General features: G+C 43.6%; 13 protein-coding genes. 5 read left to right on the forward strand and 8 right to left on the reverse strand.

Annotation, left to right across the window (positions count from 1 at the left end; genetic code table 11):
• Positions 1–17: 17 nt before the first annotated feature.
• Genes HY58_RS07450 through HY58_RS07475 form a run of 6 tightly spaced genes read right to left on the reverse strand, consistent with a single transcriptional unit; the run spans position 18 to position 6,506 of the window.
• Positions 18–1,619 (reverse strand): hypothetical protein, encoded by a 1,602-nt coding sequence (locus HY58_RS07450; RefSeq protein WP_039130119.1) that lies wholly within the window; start codon positions 1,617–1,619, stop codon positions 18–20.
• Positions 1,616–2,800, reverse strand: a complete 1,185-nt coding sequence (locus tag HY58_RS07455) for a glycosyltransferase family 2 protein (RefSeq protein ID WP_039130121.1) — start codon at positions 2,798–2,800, stop codon at positions 1,616–1,618. Before HY58_RS07455 ends, HY58_RS07450 begins: the two co-directional genes overlap by 4 nt.
• Positions 2,797–3,153, reverse strand: coding sequence for a DUF2304 domain-containing protein (locus HY58_RS07460; protein WP_052323927.1), 357 nt, complete (start codon positions 3,151–3,153; stop codon positions 2,797–2,799). Before HY58_RS07460 ends, HY58_RS07455 begins: the two co-directional genes overlap by 4 nt.
• On the reverse strand, positions 3,150–3,827 hold the full coding sequence (locus HY58_RS07465) for a glycosyltransferase family 2 protein (RefSeq protein ID WP_039130124.1): 678 nt from the start codon (positions 3,825–3,827) through the stop codon (positions 3,150–3,152). Before HY58_RS07465 ends, HY58_RS07460 begins: the two co-directional genes overlap by 4 nt.
• Entirely contained in the window at positions 3,820–5,469 is a 1,650-nt protein-coding gene (locus tag HY58_RS07470) for a glycosyltransferase family 39 protein (protein ID WP_039130126.1), read from the reverse strand. Before HY58_RS07470 ends, HY58_RS07465 begins: the two co-directional genes overlap by 8 nt.
• Positions 5,466–6,506, reverse strand: coding sequence for a DUF3089 domain-containing protein (locus HY58_RS07475; RefSeq protein ID WP_172644619.1), 1,041 nt, complete (start codon positions 6,504–6,506; stop codon positions 5,466–5,468). The genes HY58_RS07470 and HY58_RS07475 overlap by 4 nt, the downstream gene beginning before the upstream one ends.
• A 41-nt stretch (positions 6,507–6,547) precedes the next feature.
• On the opposite strand from HY58_RS07475, the gene HY58_RS07480 reads away from it, so the two are divergent.
• Both HY58_RS07480 and HY58_RS07485 read left to right on the forward strand, forming a co-directional pair.
• Entirely contained in the window at positions 6,548–7,492 is a 945-nt protein-coding gene (locus tag HY58_RS07480) for an isopenicillin N synthase family oxygenase (protein ID WP_039131008.1), read from the forward strand.
• Between the two features lie 40 nt (positions 7,493–7,532).
• Complete coding sequence (locus tag HY58_RS07485; RefSeq protein WP_039130129.1) at positions 7,533–11,069, forward strand: amidohydrolase family protein; 3,537 nt, start codon at positions 7,533–7,535, stop codon at positions 11,067–11,069.
• A gap of 18 nt (positions 11,070–11,087) precedes the next feature.
• Here the strand turns inward: HY58_RS07485 and HY58_RS07490 are convergent, their stop codons facing one another.
• Positions 11,088–12,380 carry an OmpP1/FadL family transporter gene (locus HY58_RS07490; protein ID WP_039130131.1) on the reverse strand — a complete coding sequence of 431 codons (1,293 nt, stop codon included), beginning with the start codon at positions 12,378–12,380 and terminating at the stop codon, positions 11,088–11,090.
• 459 nt (positions 12,381–12,839) lie between these two features.
• On the opposite strand from HY58_RS07490, the gene HY58_RS07495 reads away from it, so the two are divergent.
• The 3 genes from HY58_RS07495 (at position 12,840) to HY58_RS07505 (ending at position 16,326) form a co-directional block, all read left to right on the forward strand.
• The gene (locus HY58_RS07495) at positions 12,840–13,208 is read left to right on the forward strand and encodes a PadR family transcriptional regulator (RefSeq protein WP_039130134.1); all 369 of its coding nucleotides are present in this window, start codon (positions 12,840–12,842) and stop codon (positions 13,206–13,208) included.
• Between the two features lie 28 nt (positions 13,209–13,236).
• Entirely contained in the window at positions 13,237–15,519 is a 2,283-nt protein-coding gene (locus HY58_RS07500; protein WP_052323929.1) for a PspC domain-containing protein, read from the forward strand.
• 120 nt (positions 15,520–15,639) lie between these two features.
• The gene (locus HY58_RS07505) at positions 15,640–16,326 is read left to right on the forward strand and encodes a response regulator transcription factor (protein ID WP_039130137.1); all 687 of its coding nucleotides are present in this window, start codon (positions 15,640–15,642) and stop codon (positions 16,324–16,326) included.
• On the opposite strand, the gene HY58_RS07510 is transcribed toward HY58_RS07505, so the two are convergent.
• Positions 16,298–17,011, reverse strand: coding sequence for an HAD-IIB family hydrolase (locus HY58_RS07510; RefSeq protein WP_039130141.1), 714 nt, complete (start codon positions 17,009–17,011; stop codon positions 16,298–16,300). The two genes, HY58_RS07505 and HY58_RS07510, sit on opposite strands and share 29 nt — an antisense overlap.
• Positions 17,012–17,098 lie beyond the last annotated feature (87 nt).

Consider the following 17,098-nt stretch of genomic DNA (forward strand, 5'->3'; position numbering starts at 1 on the left):
GGCGTCATTAAGGTAAATTAGTGCGGCTTAAGGTAAACATCGCAACCCATTATTGGCTCCCTGAGTCTGTTCCAACTTGAAATAACATGACTCTCCGGAACAGCCACAGAAGATGGAACAAATACGATTGTAATCTGATTTTGACTGATCAGCTGGTTCGCCATTTCTACCTGGGCAGGTAATGACAAATAATGCTTCCCTTCTGCGAAATAGGCTACATAAACCGATCCGAAGAATTGATAATCGGAACTATCGGGCCATTTTGCCATACGGCTATTCTTATAATGCCCTGCTGAGAACTCCTTGCCCAGTTTATATTCCTTCATGGAGTAAAACTTGTAATATGGCTGCGGTACAAAGAAGTTCGCGTGATTTAAATACCTGAGGAAAACAATATTAATTGCAACTACCGTAAAAACCAGTTTCCAGTTAAATTTTGATGGGTTCGTATTTTCCAACCATTTGGAAATCACTTGATCACCCAAATGGGCAAATACTATAAAAGAAATCAAAATGTTGATCCACAAATACCGGTCTTCAATGAACAAAAAAAGGTAGCCGGCAATATTTAACGAAAAAAAGAAAAGGAGCTTCAAAAAACTGCTTCCTAAAAAATTCATTCTGGGAATTCTATAAGTGCGGTAGTATGCTACCAATAATGAAACTACGCCAGCTAAGCATACCAACCTTGTACTGGATCTTGTGATTATTATTGATAAAAGATTCTTCCATATTACATTGACCTGGAATAGAAAGTTATTCCATGAGCCGAAAGCATTATAATCTCTGAACCCCGAAGCCAGTATAGGATCCTGCCAGGCTATTACTGCTTCGTTATTATTAACGGGTGGTACAAATTCCAGTAAGAACTGCCAATTGTCGTACATCATCCCTCCATGATTAAATCCGCCGGAACCGGTAAGCATGAGATACCCATACTTGGAATAAAGTGCATATAACCATGGTGAAACAAGGAAGAAAAAACAGACATATACAAGCAGATATTTTTTTATTGCATTCCGGTAATTATTGGGCTCTGAAAAAACGGACTCCAATAATGACCATACAATCACTCCACTAATAAAATAAAAATTATAGGATTTCACCAGGTACAGTACGCCTAACCAAATAGCCGTGATGAAAGGTTTCTGAAGAGTATAACCTTTCAACCAGTAGTACGCAAAAAACAATAAAAGGACGGCAGAGCTCAGATCAGGGGAGGTGACATCATATACAAAACGAAGGATAATAGTTGCAATAACAGAAAGGAAGACGGCCTTGGTACTTTCATGTATGCTGAGAATGTTCAATAGCATCCAGCAGGCAATTATGCCAGCGGATCCTACCAGTATATTATAGATTTTGAAGATAAAAAGGAGTTCAAATTTTAAGTGTGTGAATGGCGCAAGTACCCATGAAAGCAGGGGCGACCAATAGGCATTAACAGCATCATAAAAATGCCCCATCCCATAGCTTTTGGCGATGCTGAGATAGGAGACCGCATCCAGGTTCATCATGTATCTGAGGGGGAAAAAGAAAATTATGGCGATTGACAGGTAACCTGCAAGTATCCATTTCAGGTATAAGGGAATGCTATCTGGAAAACTTAGTTTCTTCAATGGATCCAGTTTTGCTTGATATCTTCAAATTTTACATTAAACGTAACCAGCGCATTCAGGAGAATTGCAAATATCATTATCTGCATTCCAGCCATTATTCCGAGGCCGCCTGGTATTATAAGCCGAAATGTATGCATGGGATCAAGATCACCATAGTTCTGCCGGGCCCATTCAATAACTGCAATAAGGGAAAGTATCAGGCCAATCAAAAAAATCAATCCACCTATTATTAGTCCTCTTTCAAACCGGAATGCCCTGATCATTTTCTCCTCGAGCCTGGAGAGATAATGAAACTGCATTCGATTTCCATAAAAACGAAGAAGGAGATAGAACTGAAGGAGTTGTAAGCCCAGCAATATAAAAACGGATCCGAAAAAGAATGTGTGTATGTCGAGGTTGATTGAGGCAATAGTAATTCTGGAAAACAGAAGCGCGAAAAATAAAAATATTCCCGCCACAAGAAAGAGAAGTCCCGGCATTAGCATGAGCCATTTTGGTGACAGCATAATTATCTGCCTGAATTGTCTCCATCCATCCTGCCAGGTTTTAAGGTGCGGGGCTCTGTTTCTGCCATCTTTATAAAGTTTCACAGGAACTTCTGCTATATTCATTTTCCGATACCCCGCCCTTGCCAGCATTTCTGTGATGAAATCCATACCCCGGGCCTGCATGCCCAGGGAAAGATAGGCGGCACGTGTAATGCCACGGAGCCCGCAATTAAAGTCGCGAAAAGGAACGGCAAAAGATTTTCTTCCCATATAGGAAATAACCGGAGTGCCAAGGTATCGGTGTAAAAATGGCATTGCATTCTTTTCAACACCGCCACTGAACCTGTTTCCAACAACCAGGTCGGCACCTTCCATAAACTTATCATAGAAAGGTTTGCACTCATCGAAATGATAGCTATCATCTGAATCACCAAAAATTATATGCGACCCTGATGATGCCATTATACCATAGTGTAATGCGGCGCCATATCCTTTCACCGAAACCTGAAGGCATTTGACACCCTCCGCCCGGCATATCTCAACAGATCCGTCAGTACTGCCATTATCGGCAATGATTATTTCGGATGGTAACGGTAAAGTTGATAGAAATTCCTTAGCTCTTCGTATACAGGTTGCCAGGGTCAATGCTTCATTAAGGCATGGCATTACAATGGATAGGGATACTGGTGTCATCTAGCCTGATTTGTTTCAAAAGAATCAGTAGGTTCAACTTTTGCATTGGCAATAGCCTGGTTCCTGATCAACTCGGTAATATGTTCTTCAAGTTTCCTTATCCTGGCATATAAACGCATCACCACATACCAGAATATGAGAACGCATATATAGAAAACAAGGTCGGCTCCTCTTCCCACACCAATTTTGTGGGCTATCTGATTTGTAAGCTCCGGTTGAAGTATTAACAAGATCGCCAATGCACCCATCAGCGTTACCAGAACCACACTAAATACTGCTTTCTTCATACGCTGAAAGAAATATAGTGTAATCATCAGCACACCTGTGATCAACAAAATCTGGATACCCGTCATCGGAATAGTTTGTGTAAAACTACATCAAATAAGATACGTATGCTGTTTGCGGATGACTGGCCTTTTTTCCTGCTGTATGCCGAATAGTGTACTGTTACGGGCAACTCCATCCATTTCAGACTGTGCCTTTTAATCTCAAGAATAAGCTCGGTAGCGTGTGCCATCCTATTCTCTTTTAATTGAATCTTGCTAGCGGCCTTTCGGCTTAGCGCACGGATACCATTATGCGCATCACTCATCCAAAGTCCGGTTAACAAAAAATGGAATATCCTGGCAAAGTGAATCAGGATTTTTCTCATGAATGGCATCTGAGGTGCTTCACCTGCAAATCTTGATCCCATCACCACATCTGCCTTTCCTTCCAATACTGCTGACACCAGTGGTTTAATATCGAGGGGATCATGTTGACCATCCGCATCAAAACTTACAATAATGTCTGCACCCTTTTGTAATGAATAACATATTCCTGTTTGTAATGCTGCTCCCTGTCCAAGATTTATCGCATGCCTTATTATATGGCATCCGGGTTGATGAATTATGTTGGCTAGCGGAGGATCTGATCCATCGTCTACTATAACCAGTTCGTATTCAACAGAGGCCATAATGCCTTCGATGACCGCGGACAGCGTTTGCTGTTCGTTATACGCTGGTATGACTATAAATACCTTAATCATTTATCACTGGTTTAAGATGGGTGATAAAATGTACAGTATTGGAAAACACTTTCCTGGGCTGAAAGCCATAGCGATCAAGGAATGGGGCTAAGAATTTTATATCTCTTGAGGGCAATGATAATACCACAGTTGTTGGCCTCATTAGTTTGATTCTGGAATCTGGTCTCAGGTCGCGAATAAGCCGGAATACTTTCACTTTCTCCTGAGCGGCGAAGAAGGCATCGCCATACCCAAGTGAGAACAATACAACATCATTCCCATTTTTGTACCCCTCATCAATCAATGCCTTATAAGATGACCAACCAGCCACTGCTCCGTCTGGTAAGAATGGGTCTTCTGTTTTAATCAGAACTGCCCTTTTGGCAACTATATAAATCGTATGTGTTACCTGAAAAGCAAGAGCAGAAACAAACGCAATCTTAAGTACCCGCTGCATTCCAGAGCGGTTCCATTGGCGCATATACAGCCTCCAGGCAATGGCAAATAGTATTAGCGTAAGCGGGAAAAGAAAATAACGATCTTCTATCAGGTATGACCAACCTCCGCCATCTTCATCACTGAAATCAATATGGATACTCAATATTACCAGTACCACCATAAAGGGGATGCAGATTAATCCGGATGAAAGAAAATATTGCTGTTCCCTCCTTCTCTGTAACAAAAGGTCGTAAGTTCTGGTGCGGGTTATCCAGGTGATGATCATCAAAACAAGAATAATTTCCGAGGTCCTCTTAAGAAAGGAATGAAATAATGAAAAGGGGGTATCAAATAGTATTGAAAACTGCATGCATAAAAATGTTACATGCGTAATAGCCTGCCAGAATAATGGAACCAGGTTGAATGCTTTAGCCGGGTAAAACCCTTTCTTCCATTCTTCAAGATAAGTAAAAGAACCCGTATTGATTTTATTGAAACCAAGATATATTATGATAGAAAGGCTTACCAACAATGCCATCATAAGGCCCGCCCTAACATACGTATTATCATTTTTTCTCCAGCCGTTCCATATCAGTAATACAGGTAAAACAAATAAGGAAGTGATGTAGATGTACCTGAAAAGAAATGCAGCGGAAAGAAAGGCCGCCACAATAAATATATAATGAAGAGATTGCTGATCAAGCCATTTCATAAAGTAATAGACTGCCCATAGAAGACAGGCTGTTGCAATGATATCGGTGGGAAAGGAATAGTACATACCTTCATACACTTCGGTAGCTTTGAACCAAACAAGCATCATTTGTACCATTCGGGGAAGGCAAATGAATTTTGCCAGCCACCATATTGCTCCCAGGTAAAGAATCACACCGGTTATTTCTATTACCATTGAACTGGTTATCAGATCACCACCGGTTATTGTCAATAATGCCGCAAGAATAATACTATAAAGTGGCGGCCACTCCAGTAACACGCGATTCGTAACCTGGTTTATATTATTCAGATCTACCAGCGGAATAGTATAACCATTCCCCTTTGCAAGTTCAAGGGCCGCAACTACCTGCAAGCCACGGTCACCATCAATATAGAGATAGCTTCTGAGCAGAACTGATTTCAATATAACTGCAAGCAGGAATAAAGTCCATAACAGCCATTTATTATCAAAATAATCCTGAAACCGGGATGGGGTATTGATCGAGTTTCTCATCTTTTACTTAAGCGTCTTTTAAATGCTTCCACCCGCTGATCAATATTGGTCCGGATATTCATATAGAACAGGTTAATATCCCCCACATGATAATTTTTTCGACGGAATAAGCGACTTCCCGGAAAATCAGGCCAGCTTACCCATAGCAGGTCTTTATAGATCTGTGCATCATTTACGAGGGGGAAGACTTCATTAAACTTATACAACACGGCTCCTCGGTGCAAGGTATCAGGCGCATAGGCGGTATCGGTAGTCCAGGTAAGTGGATTGGTTACCAATGACTTCCTGGCTGCGGCTGCATAGTCGGGTTCATAGCCCCTTCGGAAGGTACGCCAGGTTACAAAACATCCCGTTTCAATTGAATCGGCACAGGGCTTTAGCTCACTGAAATAACCAGGCTCAACCTGGATACCAATGATATAAGCTGCCACCAATTGATGCTGGAGTAATTGCCCTTCAAAAAACTCCTTCAGCAACCGCTTTGTATGGGTGGTACCCTGGCTATGAGATGCTATGATCAGGGGCTTACCTTTATTCTCAAACTTCAGAAAATACTCAAATGCCTTCTTCACATCCTCATATGCCAGATCCAGCGCCATGCGCGCATTAACGGTATCTTTTGTATAGTAACTGAATATATGTGCCTGGCGATAGCGGGGTGCATAAACATTGTAGCGGTTGAAGACCGATGCCTGGTAAAGAATACTACTCCGGTCAGTTTTTTCATTCAAATCACCATCAGTAATATTTGCATTCCATCCCATTAATTTCTTTTCACTATAGGAGGTAGGATGAACAAAAAAAACATCCACAGTAGTATCACGATTAAAACCTGCCCGTAAGGGCTGGGGTACACTATCTGATAGGTCGGCTTTTGAAGGGTGAGCAGCCCATGAATCAAGATTGCTATAATTTACTTCCGACCGGGTTTCTGAGAGTTCGGTTTCTGCAACTTTAAATCTTGGTGTGCAGCCATTCAACAATATTATGGCCGCAACTACTTTGCCGGTATTTAAAATGGATTTAACTATTTTCACTCCCCAAAATAAGCACATTTCTAACCGTAAAAACGATGCATATGGCCATTCCTGTTGTAAACCTCGCTGATTTCCTCAGCGGTGACCCTCAATTAAAGCAGCAATTCGTTCAGCAACTGGGCAAAGCGTACGAAGAAGTTGGCTTTGTGGCAGTGAAGAACCATGGCATCCCTGATGACCTTATCGCTGAAATGTATAAACAGGTTCAACAGTTCTTTTCACTTCCCATAGATAGGAAAAAACAATATGAGATCCCGGAATTGGCCGGACAAAGAGGTTATACATCATTCGGCAGGGAGCATGCAAAAGGTAGTGAGGCGCCTGATCTGAAAGAGTTCTACCAGCATGGTCAAACCGTGCCTGACGATGATCCTGTAAAAGCAGAATACCCCGATAATGTTCTTATAGATGAGGTTCCAGGATTCTCAGAAACCTTTAACAAGGCTTACCGGGCATTCGAAAAATCAGGAAAGGCATTACTGCAGGCAATTGCTCTCTATCTTGGACTGGATGAGCACTATTTTGATGACCATATTCATAATGGAAATTCCATCCTCCGTGCCATTCACTATCCCCCAATACTTAATGAGCCCAAATCTTCCATTCGCGCAGAGCAACATGAGGATATAAATCTTATCACCTTACTGGTTGGTGCCAGCGCTGATGGACTACAGATACTGACGAAGCAAAATGAATGGGTGGGTGTAACTTCATTACCTGAACAGATAGTAGTAAACGTGGGGGATATGTTACAGCGACTCACTAATAACCGCCTTCGTTCCACAACTCACCGTGTGGTAAACCCCCCACGCGAATTCTGGCATACCAGCCGGTTCTCCATACCCTTCTTCCTGCATCCAAAAAGCAAAATGAGCCTCGCCTGCCTGGAGGGTTGCATAGATGAGGATCACCCAAAAGCTTTTCCGGATGCTACAGCCGGGGAATACCTCGATGAAAGATTACGTGAGATAGGTTTGAAAAAATAATGGTTTTCTTCGTAATTTCTTCGGCTAAACCTTTACCATTATGTACAGCCGGAAGAACCTTGCAGTCATTGGCCTCGTATCGGGTTCGCTTTTAAGCGCACCTGCAATATTTTCACAAACGAATAGCCCGCTTTATCAGCAGACTGCTCAGATTGCAGATACCACCAAAAAAGACACTGCCAGGTATTCGTTATTTAAGGGATTGCCACTAAAAGCATCGCGGAAAATCAGGCTTAATACAAATGAAGGAACATGGATGTCGCTGGATGTTAGTCCAGATGGAAAATCCATAGTATTCGACCTCCTCGGTGATCTCTATACCATTCCCATCGCCGGCGGAAAAGCCACCGCCATTACTAAAGGCATGGCCTTTGATACGCATCCCCGCTATAGTCCGGACGGACAAAAAATCCTATTTACCTCCGACCGCAATGGAGGCGAAAATGTATGGTGGATAGACCCCTCTAAAGAAGACACCATGCAGCTTACCAAGGATATGAATATGAATATCCCAAGTGCCGCCTGGACTCCTGATGGTGAATATATCATCTATGCGAAAGGCAGAATGAATGTGCAACTTTTCATGGTTCACAAAGATGGCGGGGCAGGCGTTCAACTGATCGATGCGCCACCAACACTTAAAACAATTGATCCGGCGGTGAGTGCCGATGGTCGTTTTATATATTTTTCCCGACGTACCGGCGCCTGGACGTATAATGCACCGATGCCACAATACCAGCTTGGCGTCTATGATCGTAACAATGGAAAAATCAACACATTAACATCAAGATATGGGTCGGCATTCACCCCCGTTCTCTCAAAAGATGGTAAGTGGATGGTATATGGAAGTCGTTATGAAGACAAGACCGGTCTTGTGTTAAGAGACCTTAAATCAGGTGATGAAAAATGGCTTGCCTACCCGGTGCAGCGAGATGAGCAGGAATCAATTGCCACTATGGGGGTTATGCCCGGAATGGCTTTTACGCCAGACAATAAAGCATTGATTGCTTCATTCGGGGGGAAGATCCAGCGGATTGCTCTCGAAGGTGGCACCATTTCCGAGATCCCATTTCGGGTTGACACAGAGCTTGAATTGGGGGCCCAGCTCGATTTTCAATACCCGATTTCAGACAGTTCGCATGCCCAGATTACCCAGATACGTGATGCCGTTCCATCTCCGGATGGGAAGAAACTGGCATTCACCGCACTCAACAGGCTCTATGTAATGGATTATCCAAATGGTAATCCTAAACGTGTGACCAGTAATAATTTCACAGAAGCTCAACCCAGATGGTCTCCCGATGGCAAAAGCATTGTATTCAGTAGCTGGACCCCTGAGGGTGGTCACTTATATAAGGTTCCAATGACTGGAAAAGGAAGCATTCAGCAACTGACAAAGCAACCCGGAATGTACCAGTTTGTTCGATTCAACCAGGCGGGCGACCGAATCGTATTCCTTCGCAGCAGCGCTGAGAGCTATAAACAATCCATCTCACCATTCTATAATGGCGCTGAGGATGATCTTTGCTGGATACCAGCAAATGGTGGCGAATTAACAGTAATTGACCAGGCCGGCGGCCGATATAATCCACATTTTGTAAAAGGCGATAATCGTATCTATCTAAACCAGGGCGGACAGCTTCTATCTATACAGTGGGATGGGTCAGATGAAAAGATCCATGCAAAAATTACCGGCATCACTACCTATGGAATGAGTGAATTCACGAATGGTTTACCGGTACTGGATAAATGTATTCTTACAGAAGCTGCGGCTGAAGCCATGGAGCTTACCATGCCCTCCAGTGCTGCGTTTATTGAGATGGCACCTGCAGGAGCACAGGCATATGCCAAGATAAACAACGAGCTATACCTTGTGAATATTCCCCAAACTGGAAAAACAGTAACTATCAATGTAGCCGATCCTGCCAACGCACAATTTCCGGCGAAGAAGATAACCACCATTGGTGGTGAATTCCCTACCTGGTCGGCCAATGGAAAAAAAATACATTGGAGCCTCGGAAGTACCCATTTTGTTTATGATACAGATAAAGCACAGTTTTTTGAAGACAGTGTAAAGGCTTTCAAAAAATCGGAGGCAAAAAGAATTGCCGACTCACTTGAGAGGGCAAAAAATGATACATCAAATCTCAAGGCTGCTCTTGCTAAAAATGTACAGCCTGAACTCCTGGATAGCAGCCCGGCAAAGAAAGATACCCTCCGCCCGCTTGCCGACAGTATGATGGCAAAGAAAAGAGAAGATCCCTCTTATAAACCGGATGAAATACCCATAAAATTGTTTTTTGAACGCGATATGCCGGCTGGTGCAATTGTATTGAAAAACGCCCGTATAATTTCTATGAAAGGAGATGAGATCATTGAAGGGGGGGATATTCTGGTAGTGAACAACCGCATAAAAGCTGTGGGAAAAACAGGCACATTGGAATTGCCTGCCGGTGTGAAAGAAGTGGATTGCAGTGGAAAGACCATTTTGCCTGGATTTGTAGACACGCATGCACATATGTGGCCCAACTGGAGTATCCATAAAAACCAGATCTGGATTTATGCGGCCAACCTGGCCTATGGCGTAACCACTACCATGGACCCACAAACAAGCACCAGCGATGTGCTCACATACAGCGATATGGTAGATGCAGGATATATGATCGGACCAAGAGTTTATTCAACGGGTCCTGGAGTAGGATTCTGGTCTTATAATGTAAAAGACTCTGCACAGGCAGAAAGCATCCTGCAGCAGTATAGTAAATATTACCACACCAAATACATCAAGATGTATTTAACCGGTAATCGCCAGCAGCGTCAGTGGATCATCATGGCCGCTAAAAACCAGCGCCTCCATCCAACAACTGAAGGTGGATTAAATTATAAGCTTAATATGACCAACCTTCTTGACGGATACCCGGGTCATGAACATGCAATTCCTGTTTACCCTTTGTATAAAGATGTAACAGGAACAATTGCGAAGGCGCAGATGGCTGTTACTCCTACACTACTGGTTTCCTATGGAGGGCCTTTTGCTGAAAACTATTATTTCCAGACTGAGAACCCTTACCACGAAAAAAAGATGCAGCATTTCATGCCCTATGAAGAACTTGCTGGCAAAACGCGTCGGGTACAGGGTTGGTTTATGCCCGAGGAACATGTGTTTCCAAAACATGCCCGGAATATGAAGGCGATGGTGGAACAGGGAGCACTGGCAGGAATCGGCAGCCATGGTGAATTCCAGGGACTAGGTTATCACTGGGAACTCTGGGCCATGCAAAGTGGAGGAATGAAAAATCATGATGCCTTAAAAACGGCAACGATCCTGGGTGCAAAAACACTTGGTCTGGACGACAACCTTGGCACGGTTGAACCCGGAAAACTTGCCGACCTGGTTATACTTGATAAAAATCCGCTAGAAAATATCCGCCATTCAAATTCCGTAAAATATGTAATGAAGAATGGCCGCCTCTATGATGGAAATACTGCAGATGAGATTATGCCGGCCCAACGTAAGTTAGACCGGCGTGAGTTTGATTATTCCAGGCCCGTTAGCAATACCGGAATAAACGAATAGCCTATTGCGGGTTCTGCATTATTTAAATGAATAGTTAATGCCAAACATCAGCAGGTTTGTTGTCATTTTGTAGGAAACTTCACTACCGTTGATGGCACCATATTGATTCGATTCGCTAATCATCATAGGGCTGAGTAACATTCCTTTGGTAGCACCACCGCTCGTTCCATGATGGTAAACGGCATTAAGGGTTAGCTGTTGATTGAATTCAACACCAAACCCGAGCTGGAAACCATGCTTGATAATGGCAGTGGCCGGTGTGGAGAAAAACGCGAGTTTCTCATCAATGGGGTTCGAACTATATGTATATCCTACCCTTAGCGGAAACTTATTTATGCCCTTATATTGCAATCCCGCAGAAACTATCGACATGCTCTTCCAGCCAAAACCAGCAACCGATGCAGTTTGTGTCCAGCCACTGGCCTCAAAGCCTTCTGTATTTTTGTAATCTACATATCTGTAGTCGAGCGCAAAATCAATTTCTTTCTTTGAATATCCTATTCCTGCCGACAAGATCGCGGGATAGTTCATTTTGAAGTTTACACCTGGAGCCGCAGTTCCATCCAGGTAACTGTCTTCAAATTCAAACTCCTTGAACCATTGCTGGGTCTTGTAAGAAGCGCCCAACTTTATACCTATACCGGAATTATAAAAAACACCTACCTGACCACCAAATCCCAGAGCATACGCATTATCAGCAGCAGGGTATCCTTTTTCCCTATTGGGGGAAGCGAGTGGATTGGGAGCAAGTTCCAGCGCTGAATAATTAAATGTTGGGGCAAGGCCTATAGAAAATTTCTCCGATAATTCATAGGCATACGTGAATCCGATCTGCATGAGCATATAGTTTGATTCAATACGCCCAAAGCCACCCTTGTTCTGTGGCATATTAATAGGATTGCTGTTGTTTTCGGGAAAAGTAACACCAAACCCGCTAACACCAAATGCATGGACGCCAAATGTGTGCCTGCTATCTTTCTTTCCCCATACCATTGCAATGGCAGGCATAATGGAAATGCCTTTATCGTCTTTTGTAACCCCGCTGAAGGGTCCGGAAGGGGTAGGAACAGTTGATGATAATTCGGGGGAAGAAAAGAATAGTCCTGCATTGGCCGAAAACACCTTAGAATCAAAGGCAGCTATTGCGGCCGGGTTCCAGTGCAAGGCACCATTGATATCTAGGGGCTGAGCTGTAGCGGCACCTCCCATTGACATATTGAAGGCGCCAATGCCCTGCATAATATGCCCTGACTGGGATATGGCAATAATGGGAAGAATGCCTGTTATAACTAATACCAGTAACTTTTTCATAACCAAAATATATTAAGTGAACGCTGCCAAATGCGGGCAGTGTATAAAGCTATTCTGACATATGAGGGCTGGATGTGATAGTTATCACATGGGGTCGATATCATATAGAGGGATGAGAAAATTCAGGAATTCAAGGTCTAAACACGAACAAAATCCCTTAAAACAAAACCAATCATCATTTGTAAACACCATTTATCCTAATGACAAAAAAATAATTGGTCAGCAACAAAAACATCATAATCCGCTCTGGTATTGAATTTCACCCATCACCCATTATCTTTCTATGAAAATTACCTTCCTTAAATAGGTACTTTAGTTTGCATAGTACTAAAACCTTTCTTATATTTGTATTGTCAAAGGTAGAGAACGGGCTGGTGGTTTAGTCAGCGGCACCTTATCCAAACATTAAACCTTATCAAACCACTGACAGACCACCAGCCCAAAAAACCCAAAAGCGCCATGAATATAGAAAACACACAAAGCCAGATGCGGAAGGGGATACTGGAATTCTGTATCCTCTCCATTATCCGCCGCGGCGAAGCCTATCCGAGCGATATCGTGGACGAAATGAGGGCGGCCAATCTCCAGATTCTGGAAGGCACCCTATACCCACTGCTAACCCGCCTCAAGAATGCCGACATGTTAACTTACCGATGGGTAGAAAGCAATTCGGGGCCACCCCGCAAGTATTTCTCCCTCACAGAAAAGGGAGAGTCATTCTACCAGGAACTCGAAAGCACCTGGAAAGAACTGGCAAACGGCGTGAAAGCACTTACTTCCAAATCCGAATCATTACCCTCGGTTCCCGAGAACCCAACAACCAACTAAAACTTCAACCTGCTAATACTTATCAATTATGAAAAAGGTCATCAATATAAACTTCCATGGCCGGGTGATCCCAATTGAGGAGACCGCTTTCGACCTGCTGAAGAACTATACCGAGAGCCTGCGTAGTTATTTTTCGAATGAAGATGGGCGCGATGAGATCATCAATGATATTGAAGGTCGTATTGCCGAACTTTTCTCCGACCGCCTGAAAAAAGGTGCTGTATGTATCACTGATGAGGATGTGAACAATATCATAGCCTCTATGGGACGTCCTGAAGATTTTGAGGCCGCCGATGCAGACAACACCCTGGGAAGCAGCGCTTCTTATACAAGAACAGAATCAACCAGCAGCCATGGTAGTGCGGGCGCAGGTTATTCCGGAAGCACGGCAGCTATGGCCCGTGGTCGCCTTTATCGCAACGCTGACGACAAGATCCTCGGCGGTGTGTGTAGCGGTCTTGCCAACTACCTGGGTATTGACCCGGTAATTATGCGGATCATCTTTGTTCTGCTTGCAGGGGCTCTGTTCTGGGTATATATTCTCCTCTGGATCATTGTTCCCTCACAGTCGCTCAGCTCAAATATCACCAAGCGCCTTTACCGTAACCCCGATGATAAAGTCATCGCCGGCGTAGCAGGTGGACTGGCGGTATATTTCAACATTGCTCCCTGGATTCCCCGTCTGATCTTCGCCCTTCCACTTATATTAGGTATTGTAGGCGGAAGTTTCAACGCCTTCTTCTGGGATTGGGATTTCATGGAAGGCCCGCGCTTTATATCAGGTGGACTTGGAAGTACGCTGTTTGTTGTATACCTGGTGCTTTGGATAGCTGTTCCATTTGCAACTACTGCAGCTGAAAAGCTGGAAATGAAAGGTGAACGAATAGACCTGAATTCGATCCGTGATACAGTTAAAAGCGACCTTGAAAATTTTAAGAGCAAGGCACAAAACTGGGGCGCTGAAGTAAAGGAAACTGCCCAACAATTCAGCAGCAAAAGCCGCAGTTTCTCTGCAGAAGCAGGTGAGCGTGCCCGCAGTTTCGCCTCCGAAGCCACCCCTGTAGCAAGAAGGGCAGGCAGCGGCCTGGGAAATGTGATCGGGATACTCTTCAAAGCTTTCTTCCTGTTCATAGCTGCAATCATCGCTATCTCTTTATTTGCTGCCCTAATGGGAATCATGTTCAGTGGTATAGCAGTTTATCCGCTTAAGGATTTCTTCCTTGAAGGATTCTGGCAGAATACCCTTGCATGGAGCAGTATGATTCTCTTCCTTGGGGTACCAGCAGTAGCACTTTTAACCTGGTTGATCCGCCGTGTGATGGGTGTTAAAAGCACGAACAATTACCTGGGATATATTTTTGGAAGTCTTTGGATCATAGGCCTCTTCAGTTTTGTTTTCCTGGCCGGAATGGTTGCTCGCAACTTCAAAACCCGCGCTGGGGTTGAAAACCCTGTCCCAATGACGCAGCCTACCGCCAATAAATTACATGTGGAAGCTGTTGGTAACAATATTCGTTACTATGGAGATGACTGGTTTGGTATTGAGCTGGATGATGATGCGCCTTTCTATGGAATCAGTCGCGATAGCCTTATGCTGAAAACTGTTCGGGTGAACGTGGTAAAAAGCAAGGACTCCGCCTTCCACATGTATTCAATCCGTTTCAGCAGGAGCAATACCAATATGAAAGCAAGACAGCTGGCTGAAAAGATCGAGTTCCCCATCAACCAGCAGGATAGCATCCTCCAGCTGCCCAAGGGATTTGCCATCACCAATAAGGACAAGTTCCGTAACCAACAGGTTTTGATAGTTATTGAAGTGCCTGTAGGTAAGAAGATAGAGCTTGACGGAAGTCTTGAAGATTACGAGTGGTTCTCTGTGAACACAAACCGCCGCCGTGGATTCAATGTAAGCTGGGACGAGAATTGGGATGACTCATATGGCTGGACCTCTGATGTTGAATATATTATGACCCGCGAAGGATTGGAAAGAACTGATAAACCTACCGAACAGGAGATCGAAAAAGAACTTAAAGAAGGTGAGTTCAAAATGAAAATTGATGATGATGGTGTAATCATTGAGGGACAAGGAAAATTCCGTCAAAAGGATAGTGTTTATCAATACAAGGGACCTGAAAAAAAGAATGAAAAAGTTGATACAACTGTTATCCGTACGGAAACACGAATTTCCGGAATCAATAATGATGATGAAGAAAACCGTAGTTCATTCGGCGGTAAACTTCAAAGGATCCGCAACATAACTGATGACATTGATGCCTCACCGTTATTGGTACTCAGCACTTTTCTTCGCTAATACAATCAACCCGGCCGCCGCATCCTTTTGGAAGGAAGGCGGGGTTGAAGTTGGAACTCCCCGGGCTTTTGCCCGGGGATCTTTTTTTGAAGTAGAAAGGGAAATACCTAATTTAATATCATGCAAGGACCCCGCCAAAAAATTGCCATGATCGATGACCATCGCCTGCTGCGGGATGGCATGGCCCAGCTTATAAATACATTTGATGGATTTGAGGTTTATCTTCAAGCTGATAATGGCGCCGACTTCATATCCCAACTTGAAAATGCGGAAAAGCCTGATATTGTTCTGCTTGATATCAATATGCCAGTAATGGATGGTTTTAAAACTGCAGACTGGATTCGTAAAAATCTTCCGGAAACACGTACAATGGTACTCACCATGGTTGATTCGAATGTGGCCATTATCCGAATGATCAATTTTGGCGCGCGTGGATTCATTCTAAAAGACAGCCGGCCCGACCAATTCAGGCAGGCACTGATTGAAATTCGTGATATCGGCTATTGCCTGAATCAGCATGTGTCGCCCGAAATGGCAGCCAAGATGATGAAGCCGGGTGATAATGTTTTAGAGGGAGACCTTATCAGCAAATTAAGCGAACGCGAAACCATTTTCCTGAAATTGGTTTGCCAGGAGTTAACCTACCGCGAAATTGCAGATCTGATGTTTGTCAGCTACCGGACTGTAGACGGTTACAGGGATGCATTATTCAATAAGCTTGGAGTGATCAGCCGGGTGGGCTTGGTAATTTTCGCCATACAACATGGCATAGCAGATATTAATACTCAAGATGACCAAAGAACCTGAATCCCTCAATGATTCCACCACAACCATTGCTGGTGGCATGAAAAACTGATTTCTGATCGGCTGTGGCTTCCTTAAGAACATCCTCAGCACCCCCAACAACAACACCGTTATATCCTGTCTGAAATAATGAAAGATCATTAAGAGTATCGCCCGCCACAATAATTTCACCCTCGGGTACATTCAACATTTCCATCAATTTCCTCAAAGTGAAACCTTTATTAATACCACCTGGTAAAATATCAATGAATTTGCCTGCAGAAACGATAACATCCAATCCAAGTTCTTTTGCATTTTCTTCCAGCATCTTCATGTCTACGGCCTCATCATAATAATAAGAACAGCGTCTTTCCATTGGCACAAGCTGTTTCCTTAATCCAGGAACCTCCTTCATATAAAGGTCTACTTTAAGAGCGCCTGGCCAGCGGTCATTTATCTCAGACTGAATTGGTTCAACGGGTTTGAGTGTGGCGCCATCAACTACTGTTGCACCCACATCACATATAATATAATCAGGATTTGGAATAATAGGATCATCCAACAAGGGTTTCACGGAGTCTAACCCTCTTCCGGTAACAAAAACCACTTTAATACCAGGGTTTTCATTCAGGATCTTATACAGTTTAAGTTTTTCATCCTCATGGCCTCCTAAAAGGGTACCATCGAGATCGGTTGCGAGCAATAACATGTAGCAAATTTAAAATTTCATTCCCGTGCAAACTAACGCCCTGAATCCTCATTTATTGTATTGCGCTAGTTTTCAACGATTTAGAGT

It is taken from the genome of Flavihumibacter sp. ZG627 (assembly GCF_000814325.1).
In the GTDB taxonomy this organism is placed as follows: domain Bacteria; phylum Bacteroidota; class Bacteroidia; order Chitinophagales; family Chitinophagaceae; genus Flavihumibacter.

Coding starts and splice junctions, on each gene's coding strand:
- HY58_RS07510 (WP_039130141.1), bottom strand. CDS start 17,011: ATGTTATTGCTCGCAACCGATCTCGATGGTACCCTTTTAGGAGGCCAT.
- HY58_RS07480 (WP_039131008.1), top strand. CDS start 6,548: ATGGCCATTCCTGTTGTAAACCTCGCTGATTTCCTCAGCGGTGACCCT.
- HY58_RS07460 (WP_052323927.1), bottom strand. CDS start 3,153: ATGACGGGTATCCAGATTTTGTTGATCACAGGTGTGCTGATGATTACA.
- HY58_RS07500 (WP_052323929.1), top strand. CDS start 13,237: ATGAAAAAGGTCATCAATATAAACTTCCATGGCCGGGTGATCCCAATT.
- HY58_RS07495 (WP_039130134.1), top strand. CDS start 12,840: ATGAATATAGAAAACACACAAAGCCAGATGCGGAAGGGGATACTGGAA.
- HY58_RS07485 (WP_039130129.1), top strand. CDS start 7,533: ATGTACAGCCGGAAGAACCTTGCAGTCATTGGCCTCGTATCGGGTTCG.
- HY58_RS07465 (WP_039130124.1), bottom strand. CDS start 3,827: ATGATTAAGGTATTTATAGTCATACCAGCGTATAACGAACAGCAAACG.
- HY58_RS07455 (WP_039130121.1), bottom strand. CDS start 2,800: ATGACACCAGTATCCCTATCCATTGTAATGCCATGCCTTAATGAAGCA.
- HY58_RS07505 (WP_039130137.1), top strand. CDS start 15,640: ATGCAAGGACCCCGCCAAAAAATTGCCATGATCGATGACCATCGCCTG.
- HY58_RS07470 (WP_039130126.1), bottom strand. CDS start 5,469: ATGAGAAACTCGATCAATACCCCATCCCGGTTTCAGGATTATTTTGAT.
- HY58_RS07490 (WP_039130131.1), bottom strand. CDS start 12,380: ATGAAAAAGTTACTGGTATTAGTTATAACAGGCATTCTTCCCATTATT.